Source organism: Paenibacillus sp. FSL H8-0260 (genome assembly GCF_045040625.1).
GTDB classification, from domain to species: Bacteria; Bacillota; Bacilli; order Paenibacillales; family Paenibacillaceae; genus Paenibacillus_AQ; species Paenibacillus_AQ odorifer.
Genome location: NZ_CP150298.1, coordinates 4,205,922 through 4,218,529, shown reverse-complemented (window position 1 = coordinate 4,218,529; position 12,608 = coordinate 4,205,922). Strand labels below are relative to the sequence as shown.

At 43.9% G+C, this 12,608-nt stretch carries 13 protein-coding genes; all 13 read left to right on the top strand.

The window, feature by feature from the left end:
- The first annotated feature begins 104 nt into the window (after positions 1-104).
- The 13 genes from MHI51_RS18700 (at position 105) to pduL (ending at position 12,305) form a co-directional block, all read left to right on the top strand.
- Positions 105-872 carry a DUF3388 domain-containing protein gene (locus MHI51_RS18700; protein WP_036688406.1) on the top strand — a complete coding sequence of 256 codons (768 nt, stop codon included), beginning with the start codon at positions 105-107 and terminating at the stop codon, positions 870-872.
- A 93-nt stretch (positions 873-965) separates the two neighbouring features.
- A complete protein-coding gene (locus MHI51_RS18695; protein WP_076276222.1) occupies positions 966-1,898 on the top strand; it encodes a RodZ domain-containing protein in 933 nt (310 codons plus the stop codon).
- A gap of 79 nt (positions 1,899-1,977) precedes the next feature.
- Positions 1,978-2,139: a hypothetical protein gene (locus MHI51_RS18690; protein ID WP_169744781.1), complete on the top strand. Its 162-nt coding sequence runs from the start codon at positions 1,978-1,980 to the stop codon at positions 2,137-2,139.
- A 210-nt stretch (positions 2,140-2,349) separates the two neighbouring features.
- The gene (locus tag MHI51_RS18685) at positions 2,350-2,841 is read left to right on the top strand and encodes a YajQ family cyclic di-GMP-binding protein (RefSeq protein ID WP_076127877.1); all 492 of its coding nucleotides are present in this window, start codon (positions 2,350-2,352) and stop codon (positions 2,839-2,841) included.
- A gap of 155 nt (positions 2,842-2,996) precedes the next feature.
- Entirely contained in the window at positions 2,997-3,584 is a 588-nt protein-coding gene (pgsA, locus tag MHI51_RS18680) for a CDP-diacylglycerol--glycerol-3-phosphate 3-phosphatidyltransferase (RefSeq protein ID WP_036688397.1), read from the top strand.
- Between the two features lie 108 nt (positions 3,585-3,692).
- The gene (locus MHI51_RS18675; RefSeq protein ID WP_036688393.1) at positions 3,693-4,979 is read left to right on the top strand and encodes a competence/damage-inducible protein A; all 1,287 of its coding nucleotides are present in this window, start codon (positions 3,693-3,695) and stop codon (positions 4,977-4,979) included.
- Positions 4,980-5,279: 300 nt separating this feature from the next.
- Positions 5,280-6,344 (top strand): recombinase RecA, encoded by a 1,065-nt coding sequence (recA, locus tag MHI51_RS18670; RefSeq protein ID WP_076127879.1) that lies wholly within the window; start codon positions 5,280-5,282, stop codon positions 6,342-6,344.
- A 110-nt stretch (positions 6,345-6,454) separates the two neighbouring features.
- Positions 6,455-7,180 (top strand): regulatory protein RecX, encoded by a 726-nt coding sequence (locus MHI51_RS18665; protein ID WP_405173175.1) that lies wholly within the window; start codon positions 6,455-6,457, stop codon positions 7,178-7,180.
- A gap of 316 nt (positions 7,181-7,496) precedes the next feature.
- Positions 7,497-9,041, top strand: a complete 1,545-nt coding sequence (rny, locus tag MHI51_RS18660) for a ribonuclease Y (RefSeq protein WP_370510565.1) — start codon at positions 7,497-7,499, stop codon at positions 9,039-9,041.
- A gap of 211 nt (positions 9,042-9,252) precedes the next feature.
- Entirely contained in the window at positions 9,253-10,047 is a 795-nt protein-coding gene (locus MHI51_RS18655) for a TIGR00282 family metallophosphoesterase (protein ID WP_076276224.1), read from the top strand.
- Positions 10,048-10,246: 199 nt separating this feature from the next.
- Entirely contained in the window at positions 10,247-10,507 is a 261-nt protein-coding gene (locus MHI51_RS18650; protein ID WP_019910496.1) for a stage V sporulation protein S, read from the top strand.
- A 121-nt stretch (positions 10,508-10,628) separates the two neighbouring features.
- The gene (locus tag MHI51_RS18645; RefSeq protein ID WP_076276225.1) at positions 10,629-11,594 is read left to right on the top strand and encodes a dipeptidase; all 966 of its coding nucleotides are present in this window, start codon (positions 10,629-10,631) and stop codon (positions 11,592-11,594) included.
- Positions 11,595-11,732: 138 nt separating this feature from the next.
- Positions 11,733-12,305, top strand: a complete 573-nt coding sequence (pduL, locus tag MHI51_RS18640; protein WP_036688383.1) for a phosphate propanoyltransferase — start codon at positions 11,733-11,735, stop codon at positions 12,303-12,305.
- The last annotated feature ends 303 nt before the right edge of the window (positions 12,306-12,608 follow it).

Here is a 12,608-nt window from a genome sequence, read left to right as displayed (position 1 = left end):
TTTATATATCATTAACATGACCCGTGTAAAAGACCGCTTTGCCGGGGCAGCTTTTTTTGCTGTATTGGCAAAGGGTAGGGAAAAGGAATCTATGAGGTGTACAAGTGGAATATAAACAGTGGTATATGGAATACAAGATTCACAAGAACAGACCCGGTCTGCTTGGTGATATCGCTTCAATGTTAGGGATGCTGGAAGTTAACATTCTGACGATTAATGGAGTTGAAGGAAAAACTCGCGGAATGTTGCTGGAGACCAATGATGATGAGAAAATTATGCTGATGGGCGAAATGCTCAAAAAAGTTGATAATATTACAGTTTCAGCTCTGCGGTCTCCAAGGCTCGTGGACAAGCTGGCTGTACGCCATGGGCGATATATTGAACGGGATTCAGATGATCGGAAGACGTTTCGTTTCACCCGCGATGAGCTAGGTCTATTGGTTGATTTTCTCGGTGAACTGTTTAAAAAAGATGGGAATCAGGTTATAGGACTTCGTGGTATGCCCCGTGTAGGAAAGACGGAATCCATTATAGCTGGCAGTGTCTGTGCTATGAAACGCTGGACATTTGTCTCCTCCACATTATTGCGGCAGACGGTGCGCAGTCAATTGGCTGAAGATGAGATGAACCCACATAATGTATTTATAATTGATGGTATAGTTAGTACGATCCGCTCTAATGAGAAACATTATAATTTATTGCAAAATGTTATGAGCATGCCAAGCACAAAGGTTATTGAGCATCCAGATATTTTCGTACGCGAATCTGAGTATAGTTACGATGACTTTGATATTATTATTGAGCTGCGGAATAATCCAACGGAAGAAATCTTGTACGAGTCATTTACGACGAGCTACAGTGATGATTTATAGAACACAAACGATGAAGAATACACTTCCGAGCATGTTTTTTTATAAAGCTGGTTAAGGAAGTTTACATTCATAGAACTTACAGGAGGTGATGGTATGTCGGAACTGGGCCGGCAATTGAAAGAGGCACGTCTGCAAAAAGGGATGAGTCTTGACGATGTCCAGGAAGTAACAAAAATTCGCAAAAAGTATTTGGAAGCCATCGAGTCTGGAGACTACAAGGTGCTTCCAGGAAGTTTTTATGTGAGGGCGTTTATCAAAACGTATGCAGAAGCAGTAGGCATGAGTCCTGACGAACTGCTCGAGGAGCATGGGAACGTACCTGCACCACCCGCAGACACGACCATGGAGACGGTGATTCAAAAGCGCAGCCGTAGACCCGAAACCGAACGGAATGCAAAATGGCTGCCAACGGTGCTGATGTGGACATTCCCTATATTGATTATTGTGGTGATTTACATTTATGCTTCTAGTTTAAACAAAGCAGACCCTGATCAAGTTGATCAAACAAATATCACCAATAATGTGCAGGATCCTAATACAGCACAAACATCTCCACCCGCATCAGGAGGCGGTGTAGTAGCGCCTACTTCCTCGGCAGGTGCAGAAGCAACTACTGAGCCAACTACGGAGCCTACGCCAACACCGACACCAACGCCGTCTCCTCAATCGATCACGGTTACACCAGATGGGAAGTCAGGCAAAACAACGAAATTTAAGGTTACAGCTCCTGCTGGAAGCGAAGTTAAGGTTGAGATTGTTGCTACTGGAGAGAGCTGGCTTGAAGTTTATAAAGGCGAAAACTCTAAAGGTGAAAAACTCTCCTTCGGAACTACAGGAGCTGGAGATCATCTGAGCTTCGTTCTTGGTAGTGAGGGCATGTATATTAAGTCTGGATATTCCCCAGCAACTGAGATTACCGTAAATGGTCAAGTAATCACGGATGAGAAGACGTCCTCACGTCTCCTGCTTAATCTTGATGACGGTTCTGGAAGTGAAGGTACCCAAAGTGAAGGGACAGGCGAATAACAAATAGGATGTATAGACTTTGGCTTTAGGGAGAACATAAGACTGTTTTCAGTTTTAGCCAAAGTGAGGTGTACATCTTATGACAGTTAGCTGGATTGTAGCTGGCCTTGGGGTTGTTGTCAGTCTCATCGGATACTATTTGACACCAGGTGCTTGGGGATACGGAATTCTCGGATTCGGTATTGCACATATTGTGCTAGGAATTCTGGATATGTTTCGTAATCCGGTCCGAAGCAGATAGAAGCTGTAGAAATGAACGTCTCCAACGGCGTACTTCCGGTGGAGACGTGTTTCTACCCTTTGAACCAAACTCACTCGAAGGAAAAGCTCCACTTAGTGGGGCTGTTTTCTATGTCGGGTGAGCTACATAATGATTTATCCAAAATTAGACTTAATAGTACCATTCTCTTATAATAGTAGCAGACTAATTGTATAAAGGACGTGGAGTTTAATGAGTTCAGAATGTTCATTTGATATTGTATCCAAAATGGATATGCAGGAGTTAACGAATGCTATTCACCAAACAGAGAAAGAGATCGACAACCGCTTTGATTTTAAGAACAGCAAAAGCAGTCTGAAGCTGGAGAAAGATGCACTTATTATCGCCTCTGAAGACGAATATAAGCTCAACGCTGTTATTGATATTTTACAATCAAAGATGGTGAAAAGAGGCATTACCCTAAAGAATCTGGATTTCGGTAAAGTAGAACCGGCTTCCCTGGGATCTGTACGTCAACGTTTAGGGCTTAAGCAAGGCATTGATCAGGAGAATGCGAAAAAGATTAATATTCTGATTCGTGATTCAAAATTAAAGGTGAAGAGCCAGATCCAAGGGGATCAAATTCGTGTGACCGGTAAGAGCCGCGACGATTTGCAGCAGATTATTCAGATCTTGCGTAAAGCTGATTTGCCGCTGGATCTACAATTCATGAACATGAAATAGAATTTTGTGCCCCGCAGTGCTTATTAGCACTAACAACGCGGGGTGCTTTCTGTTTTTTTGACACCTATTTATTGCTATAATATACTTGCTTAAGTAGAAATGGATTAGCCTGATTTAGGCAATTTGTATGAACGATTTAGGGGAGGAAAACTTCAGTGAATTTGCCCAACCGCATCACGCTAGCTCGTATTTGCCTGATCCCGATTATGATGTTTTTTTTACTGGTGGATTTCAGTTTTTATCCAGAACCGATACATTGGGGCTCGTTTCAGCTATCTGTTAATCATTTGGTAGCAGCTGTAATCTTTTTGCTTGCGGCCAGCACGGATGGAATAGACGGCTACATTGCTAGGAAATATAATATGGTCACCAATCTCGGTAAACTCCTTGATCCACTTGCGGACAAACTGCTGGTATCTGCAGTTCTGATTTCACTTGTGGAGCTGGGCAGATGCGATTCATGGATTGCTATTGTAATCATCAGTCGTGAGTTTGCAGTCACCGGACTTCGCCAGATTGCATTGCTAGAGGGAAAAGTGGTTGCCGCCAGCAAATGGGGCAAGATAAAGACGGTTGTACAAATTGTTGCGATCTCACTGCTGTTGTTGAATAATTTCCCATTTCAATTTGTCAGTATTCCTGTAGACGATATTGCTATTTGGGCCGCAGCGCTGATCACTATTTATTCTGGAATTGATTATTTTGTGAAGAATAAGGATCTGCTACAGCTGCATAATGCGTAAGCATGTAAGCTGGATGTACAAGGAAAGGTAATAGGTGAAGCACCTATTACCTTTTTTGAAATCCAAAAGCAGTGTACCTACATTATAACGAGGAGGCGAAAGCCAGGTATGAAAGCGGAGATTATTGCAGTAGGGACAGAGCTTTTGCTCGGTCAAATCGTGAATAGTAATGCCCAGTTTTTGTCTATAGAGCTAGCTGCCATCGGGATCGATGTATACTTTCAAACCGTTGTCGGTGATAACAGCAGCCGCCTGCAGCAAGCCATCGAGATCGCTCAGAGTCGGGCCGACGTTATTATCTTTACGGGCGGAATTGGCCCCACTGAGGATGATCTGACTAAAGATGCACTGGCTGCATCGCTAGGTAGAACGCTCCATATTGATCGTTTGGCGATGGATCATGTACAACGTTTCTTTGATGATCGTAAGATCGTTATGACCGAAAATAACCGCAAACAGGCACTTATAATTGAAGGAACTACACCGTTGCCGAATGAAATCGGTCTTGCGGTTGGGATTGCTTTTGAGCATGAGAAGAAATATTATATTGTGCTTCCAGGTCCACCTCGTGAGATGAAACCGATGTTCGTAGATAAAGCAGTACCGTGGCTACAGCAGCACGCCTTGACGAACGAAACACCGCTTTATTCAAAAATGCTCAAATTTGCCGGCATCGGAGAATCACTGCTGGAGGACAAGCTCATCGAACTGATTCGCAGTCAGACGGATCCAACGATTGCTCCGTATGCCAAAGAGGGAGAGGTAACTGTTCGTATTTCGACAAAGGCCCCTTCTGAGCATGAAGCTACAAAAAAGCTGGAGATACTGGAACAACAAATCAAGGAGATTTTGCCGGAACATTTGTATGCGAACATTGATGTGCCGCTGGAGCAATTGATTGTGGATTGGATGGCGGATGCCGGCCTGACCTTAAGTGCGGCAGAGAGCTGCACCGGAGGTTTGCTGATGGAGAGCATAACAAATATTCCAGGCAGTGCATCGATGTTTGCCGGCGGAATCGTCTGCTATTCGAATGACTTAAAGAAAAAGCTACTGAATGTGCCAAGTGCTTATTTGGAGGGACCCAATGCTCCTGGAGCCGTAAGTCGAGAAGTTGCCGAGGTGTTGGCTGACCAAGTGAGAATGATTGCAGACAGCGATTTCGGCTTATCTGTTACGGGTGTGGCTGGACCGGGTTATTCTGAGCGCAAGCCTGTTGGACTTGTATTTATCGGCTTGGCTGAACGGGGACGTAAGACAGAGGTCTATGAGCTTAATCTTAAAGGTACACGGGAAAATATCCGGTTGCGTACTGTAAAGGCTCTGCTGTATCGTCTGTGGCGGAGACTTGAGGAACGCAAGGTGGAGACACCTCTTGAGGGTTCAGACTTGTAATGGGAGATTAGCCCAGTTATAATAAACACATACGGAAGAACCGTGGCACTGAGATTTCTTTGCTGCGGTTTTTTGTATATTTGCAGAGATTTTGATCACGATGGCTACTCATGATCATAAGTCGTTGATGTCCGGTGAAGTGGGGAATTTAACTAACTTCTATCTCCGGAGGGAGGCTTACAATAAAAGGGATAAATAACGCCCGAGACAAAAAAAACGAATGTATGTTCGAAAAAAAGCTTGGCAAGACCTTAAAAACACGTTATTATATTACTATAAACAGTGAAGGAAGTGGTCTGATTGTCAGATCGTCGTGCAGCGCTTGATATGGCGCTTCGTCAAATAGAAAAACAATTTGGTAAAGGTTCGGTAATGAAACTGGGAGAATCCACGCATATGCAAGTGGAAGTTGTACCTAGCGGATCTTTGGCACTTGATATTGCGTTAGGTATAGGCGGACTTCCAAAGGGACGTATTATTGAAGTATATGGACCGGAATCTTCAGGTAAAACAACAGTTGCTCTTCATGCTATTGCAGAAGTGCAAAGACAAGGCGGACAAGCTGCATTTATCGATGCCGAGCATGCGCTTGATCCGAAATATGCACGTAACTTGGGCGTAAATATCGATGAATTGCTGCTTTCTCAGCCAGACACGGGTGAACAAGCGCTGGAAATCGCCGAAGCACTTGTTCGTAGTGGAGCCGTTGATATTATTGTCGTTGACTCCGTTGCTGCTTTGGTACCTAAGGCTGAAATTGAAGGCGATATGGGTGATTCCCACGTCGGATTGCAGGCTCGCTTGATGTCTCAAGCACTTCGTAAGCTTTCTGGTGCCATTAGCAAATCCAATACGATCGCTATCTTTATCAACCAGCTTCGTGAGAAGATCGGTGTTATGTTCGGTAACCCTGAGACAACTCCGGGTGGTCGTGCATTGAAATTCTACTCTTCTGTACGTTTAGATGTACGTCGCGTAGAGAGCATCAAGATGGGGAACGATGTGGTTGGTAACCGTACTAAGATCAAGATTGTGAAGAATAAAGTAGCTCCTCCATTTAAACAGGCTGATGTTGATATCATGTACGGTGAAGGGATTTCCAAAGAGGGAAGTCTTGTAGATATCGGTACTGAAATGGATATCGTGAATAAGAGTGGTGCATGGTATTCCTACGAAGGCGAGCGTCTCGGTCAAGGTCGTGAGAATGCTAAACAGTTTTTGAAGGAACATCAGGATATAGCCCTTATTATTGAGAATAAGATCCGTGAAGCAAGTAATTTATCCACTATTGTTGCTGCGCCGAAGAATGAAGATATTATTGCAGAGCAAGAAGAAGAAGAGAAATTGCTTCTCGAAATCGAATAGTATATTAAGCAATAGGACGCCCTGTGATTGATTGTTGCAGGGTGTCTTTTCTTAACAAGTAATGAAAGTAAGACGATAACCGATCTATTGCTATGAGGTGACAAACAACTATGGTAATACAACTGGATTTTGAAGCAGAAGAACAAGATGAGCAGGTGTTATCTGATTTTCCTGAAGGAGAACTCTTAGAGATCACTAAAGTAGAACGTCAAAAGAAATCTGACCACCGTTATATCATACATTTCGGAGCATATAACATGACTGTGCACGAGGACGTCATGATTAAATATCGAATGATTACTGGTAATTCTTTTATGAAGGCTGATTTGTTGGAAATTGTTGTAGCTGATGAGCGTCAACGAGCTTATGTAGAAGGCCTCCGTTATCTAGAACGTAAACCACGCACCGCTATGGAAATGACTCGCCGTTTACGCCAGAAGGAAATAGGAGAGACTATTATTGCGGAAGTGGTGCAGCGGCTGCAGGAGGAAAGACTTCTTGATGACCCTTTATATGCTAAGCAATGGGCAGAGCAACGAATAGCGAACCAGCGGAAAGGGAAGATGTGGATTCGACAAGAGCTACGTGAGAAAGGGATTGACAAAACCCTTATATCGGAAGCTTTGGAGAATATTACTCCTGAACAAGAGCTGGAGAGCGCACTCGAAACTGGGCGCAAGAAATGGAATCTCATCCGTGGAGAAGCTTCAGATAAGCGAAGAAAGACTGGAGCCTTCCTTATGCGCCGTGGATTTTCGGGCGATATGGTTCGCCAAGTGATCAATACTTTACTTGCGGAAGACAATTATAAAGGTGAAGATGAGGAGTTTTACTAGAATCACTGATTCTCTTGACATTAATGCGTATATCGACTCTCTTGACAATGTCTTTTTATAAATAATAAAATATAACATGAATCGGCATAAAATTAGAATCCTTTTTCCTTCCCAAAAAGGAGACTGTTTTAAACGGTTCACGTACAACTCATATGAAATGTAATCGCCGGATAAGGCGGGCAGTGTGCATGTGCAGCATGTGCAGTATGGCAATCGGTTGTTTACCGGTTTTTTGTATGGTGATGAACGGATAGTTAAACAACTGCACAATTCCCAGGGATATACCTTGGAGAGGAACCAACGAGGAGGTGAACAGATGCTGGAATCATGGATCTGGGTCATTATCGTTCTCGTTGTAGCTGCAATATTCTTTGGGTTCGGTTATTTTATTCGTAAATCCCTTGCAGAAGCTAAAATCCAAAGCGCAGAAAGAGAAGCCGTTGTCATCGTTGAGAATGCGAAGAAGGACGCTGAGGCGCTGAAGAAAGAAACAGTATTGGAAGCTAAGGACGAAGTCCATAGAATCCGTACTGAAGCTGAGAAAGAAACTCGTGAACGTCGGAATGAAATCCAACGGCAAGAGAGACGTTTGCTGCAAAAGGAAGAATCTCTGGATAAAAAAATGGAATCGCTTGAAAGAAAAGAAGAACAAGTAGCTAACAAAGAGAAACGAATTGATGAAACCCAACAGCAAATTGATGTTATTTACAAAAACCAAGTCACTGAATTGGAACGTATCTCCAATTTAAGCATCGAAGATGCAAGAAGTATCATTCTTAGCAATGTTGAGCAAGAAGTTCGCCATGAAACGGCACAAATGATCAAAGAAATTGAACAGCAGGCGAAAGAAGAAGCGGATAAGAAATCCCGTGAAATCATCACACTCGCTATCCAACGCTGTGCAGCTGATCACGTAGCGGAAACAACGGTTTCAGTTGTTACGTTGCCGAATGAAGAGATGAAAGGTCGGATTATCGGTCGTGAAGGCCGTAATATTCGTGCTTTGGAAACTCTTACAGGTATCGACCTCATTATTGATGATACGCCGGAAGCAGTTATTTTGTCAGGATTTGATCCAATCCGCCGTGAAGTGGCCCGTACGGCACTTGAGAAATTGGTGGCTGATGGACGTATTCACCCCGCTCGTATTGAAGAGATGGTGGAGAAATCCCGCAAAGAAGTGGACGAACGGATTCGGGAATATGGTGAACAAGCTACTTTCGAAGTGGGCGTTCACGGTTTGCATCCAGATTTGATCAAGATTCTGGGGCGTCTGAAATTCCGTACAAGCTATGGTCAAAATGTATTGAAGCACTCCATGGAGGTTGCTTATTTAACAGGACTGATGGCCGGTGAGCTTGGGGAAGACATCGTGCTTGCAAAACGTGCAGGATTACTCCATGATATCGGCAAAGCGCTGGATCATGAAGTGGAAGGTTCGCATGTTGAGATCGGCGTTGAACTAGCGAAGAAATATAAAGAACATCCGGTTGTTATCAACAGTATCGCATCTCATCATGGAGACTGCGAAGCTACCTCGGTTATTGCTATGTTGGTTGGTGCCGCTGACGCATTGTCGGCTGCTAGACCTGGTGCTCGCCGTGAAACACTGGAAACGTATATTAAACGTCTAGAGAAACTGGAAGAAATCTCAGAGTCATTCGAAGGCGTTGAGAAATCATTTGCTATTCAAGCGGGCCGTGAGGTGCGCGTGATGGTACAGCCAGAGAAGATTGACGATGCAGAGGCATTCCGTCTTGCTCGCGATATTACGAAGATGATTGAAAGTGAACTGGATTATCCAGGACATATCAAGGTTACCGTTATTCGTGAGACACGGGCTGTTGAATACGCTAAATAGGCAATAAGTAGATAACATACGCTTCGGAAATAACGATATTTATGATCGTTTCCTGGTACATGTTTCTGCTAGGAATATAAGGTTAAAGGATAAGATATAACTTATACTTTCTTATATTTGATGAAAATTGGCCCCTAAGCGGGGCCTTTTTTCTTTTAAATATGAAGACTTATCCGCTAGATGAAGAGGTTAAGATTAGGAGGAGAGAAACATTAAAGTACTATTCATTGGAGATATCGTAGGTAGTGTAGGCAGGAAGGCACTTCGGGAGATGTTGCCCTCATTAAAAAGCAAATATCAACCACATATAATTATAGTTAACGGTGAAAATTCTGCTGCCGGTAGAGGTATTACTAAAGCGATCGCAAATGAATTTTTTAACTGGGGCGTTCACGGAATCACCATGGGCAATCACACATGGGACAACAAGGACATCTTCGAGTTTATCGACGATGAGGCCCGGATTATCCGTCCTGCTAATTTTCCTCCAGGAACACCGGGAAGAGGATATACAGTTGTTAAAGGTAACGGCAAAGAGCTGGCTATAGTTAACCTGCAAGGCCGTACATTTTTGCCTGCGATTGATTGTCCTTTCCGTGTGGGTGAAGAAATTGTGGAAGAGCTACGTAGAGATCATAAATGCATTCTCGTTGATTTCCATGCAGAGGTTACCTCTGAGAAAATCGCCATGGGCTATTTCATGGATGGTCGCGCATCAATTGTAGTAGGGACCCATACTCACGTTCAGACGAATGATGATGTGATTTTGCCGGGTGGAACGGCTTACTTGACCGATGCGGGCATGGTTGGTTCAAGCGAAGGGATTCTGGGTATGGAAAGAGATGCAGTACTTTATAAGTTCACTACACAGCTTCCAGCACGATTTGTTGTTGATGAAGGCAAGTGGCAGCTTCACGGTTTATTTGCAGAGTTAGACGAGAGTACTGGCGCGGCTACCCGTCTGGAGAAAATACGGCTACGTGAAGATGAATGGGTAATGAGCTAGTAGTAGGATAAGATAAGTGATTTTCCGGGTAAATTCGCCGAATAAGGGTAAAGTGTGATATTTATTATATCGAAAAAGAGTATCTATTGTACCATTTTCTCCAGAGTAGTCCGCAAAAAGAAGGAATTATTTCTTCTCTCGCGAATAACATCTAAAGTAGTGGAAGAACACCATTATTTTCCCAGGGGAGGTACTTACTATGGATGTATTAAAAGTATCAGCTAAATCCAATCCAAATTCCGTCGCCGGCGCTTTAGCAGGTGTTCTTCGTGAACGTGGATCGGCCGAACTACAAGCTATTGGAGCTGGAGCACTGAATCAAGCAGTCAAAGCAGTTGCCATTGCCCGGGGATTTGTTGCACCAAGCGGAGTAGATTTGATCTGCATTCCGGCATTTACAGACATTGTGATTGATGGAGAGGATCGAACCGCGATTAAATTGATTGTAGAACCCAGATAATAGAAGCATAGAACGGATGAACCTGTTTACTTATGTAAACAGGTTTTTTGCTTTTGATATATAGTCTGGCGTTTTTAAGCATAGAATCTGGAATAGGGCTGCATGAAAGCGAGGGCTTGGGATGAGAACCGATAAGCTACAGGTTGCGGATTTTCATTGTGATGTTCTGAGTAAAATGCAAGCATCACCGGATATGGATTTTAAGAATGATCCTCGGCTGGATGTTACCGGAGATCGGTTGGTAGCGGGCGGTGTGGAATTGCAGATTTTTGCAATATATCTTTCGGCAAGTAGAGGTAGACCTAGCTTTGAGAATGTTTTAGGACAAATTGATTTGTTCCGGCAAAAAATAATAGGCGCAGAGAGCCTTCAGTGGCTGCGTTGGAAGGAGGAGGTAGGAAAACGAACAGCTGGAGCATCTCCATGGGGAATGCTCTCTCTGGAGGGTGTAGACGGTCTAGAAGGGAACTTGTTTTATGCAGAGCTCTGCTATGAGCTTGGCGTGCGGTTTTTGGGGATCACTTGGAATTATGCCAATTGGGCAGCGGACGGTGTACTGGAGCAGCGCAACGGCGGATTTACGGAAAAAGGGCGCAAGCTGATCGAATGGTGCAACGACAGCGGAATGCTGCTTGATGTGTCGCATTTGTCTCAGGCAGGTTTTTGGGAGCTAGCCGACTTAAGCACACGTCCGTTTATAGCTTCCCACTCGAACGCCGCAACAATCTGTGGGCATGTTAGAAATTTAAATGATGAACAGATTAAAGCTTTGATTGCAATGGACGGAAGAATGGGCCTGACCTTTTATCCGTGGTTTGTATGTGATGATGGAAAAGCTCGTATGGATGATTTGTTAAAGCATATTGATCATGTATGTAGTCTAGGTGGCGAAAAGCATATGATGTTTGGTTCGGATTTTGACGGCATTGACACTTGGGTAGAGAATATGGAGCATCCGGGGAAATACCCTGAGCTTGCGGAGCACCTGCTACGTTACTATTCAGAAGCTTCCGTAAAAGGTTGGTTATATGAGAATGCGGTCTCCTACTTGCGCACAAACTTACCTTCTCAGGTGTCTAAATCATGACAATCCTGTTCTAAAAGTATGAATTGTCGAAAAAAAGGCCCTCGTTATGACGTGGGGCTTTTTATTTTTGGTTAAGAAGATGTATAATGGTTAATGGCTTGTACAGATACTAGAGAAAATACAAGGAGTGACTTTACTATGAGTAAGACTGTACCCGTAGGTGTGTCGGCTAGACATATTCACCTTACGCAAGAGCATGTGGAGGCTTTGTTTGGCCCAGGATATCAACTAACGGAGTTCAAACCCCTCTCTCAACCAGGACAGTTTGCAGCAAATGAGCAAGTAGCAGTTATCGGCAGCAAAGGTAAATTTGACAAAGTAAGAATTTTGGGACCTGCTCGTCCGGCTTCCCAATTAGAAATTTCCCGTACTGACTCCTTCGCACTTGGCGTGAAAGCTCCAGTTCGCGAATCTGGAAATATTGATGGAACACCTGGCATTACGCTTAAAGGACCTGCTGGCGAAGTAGAATTGGAACAAGGCGTTATCATCGCCGCTCGTCACATTCACTTCCATACTTCTGAAGCTGAAGCTTGGGGCATTGCTGATAAGCAATTGCTTAAAGTTCGTCTCGGAGGCGACCGTGGTCTCGTATTGGAGAACGTAATTGCACGCGTATCAGACAGCTTTAAACTGGATATGCATATTGACACTGACGAAGCTAACGCTGCAGGTGCCAACAACGGCGATACTGCTGAAATCGTAGAATAGTCATCATAGTTATAGCAAAGATAAGAAGCGGGGGAGAAATCCTCCGCTTTTTTTGCGTGTCTGATCGGCGCGCTGTAAAGATTGTGTGGTTGATCTGCGTGCTGTAAGGATTGTGTGTCTGATCGGCGTGCTGTAAGGATTGTGTGGTTTACCCGACGGCTTGTACTTATCGGACTCTGTTGCAGCTATTTCAGCATTTTGATCTATTTTGCCAAGGTTTCGGACTGCATAGCTCTTATTGCTTTATATTTGTACTGATTTGGGCTTCGAAGGTGTGAATAACTGCATCTGAGTCCGATAGCG

Excerpts from the sequence above, each read along its gene's own strand:
- pduL (WP_036688383.1), top strand. The coding sequence starts at position 11,733 with ATGAGTAAGACTGTACCCGTAGGTGTGTCGGCTAGACATATTCACCTT.
- MHI51_RS18685 (WP_076127877.1), top strand. The coding sequence starts at position 2,350 with ATGAGTTCAGAATGTTCATTTGATATTGTATCCAAAATGGATATGCAG.
- MHI51_RS18645 (WP_076276225.1), top strand. The coding sequence starts at position 10,629 with ATGAGAACCGATAAGCTACAGGTTGCGGATTTTCATTGTGATGTTCTG.
- MHI51_RS18695 (WP_076276222.1), top strand. The coding sequence starts at position 966 with ATGTCGGAACTGGGCCGGCAATTGAAAGAGGCACGTCTGCAAAAAGGG.
- rny (WP_370510565.1), top strand. The coding sequence starts at position 7,497 with ATGCTGGAATCATGGATCTGGGTCATTATCGTTCTCGTTGTAGCTGCA.
- MHI51_RS18665 (WP_405173175.1), top strand. The coding sequence starts at position 6,455 with ATGGTAATACAACTGGATTTTGAAGCAGAAGAACAAGATGAGCAGGTG.
- MHI51_RS18650 (WP_019910496.1), top strand. The coding sequence starts at position 10,247 with ATGGATGTATTAAAAGTATCAGCTAAATCCAATCCAAATTCCGTCGCC.
- MHI51_RS18675 (WP_036688393.1), top strand. The coding sequence starts at position 3,693 with ATGAAAGCGGAGATTATTGCAGTAGGGACAGAGCTTTTGCTCGGTCAA.
- MHI51_RS18690 (WP_169744781.1), top strand. The coding sequence starts at position 1,978 with ATGACAGTTAGCTGGATTGTAGCTGGCCTTGGGGTTGTTGTCAGTCTC.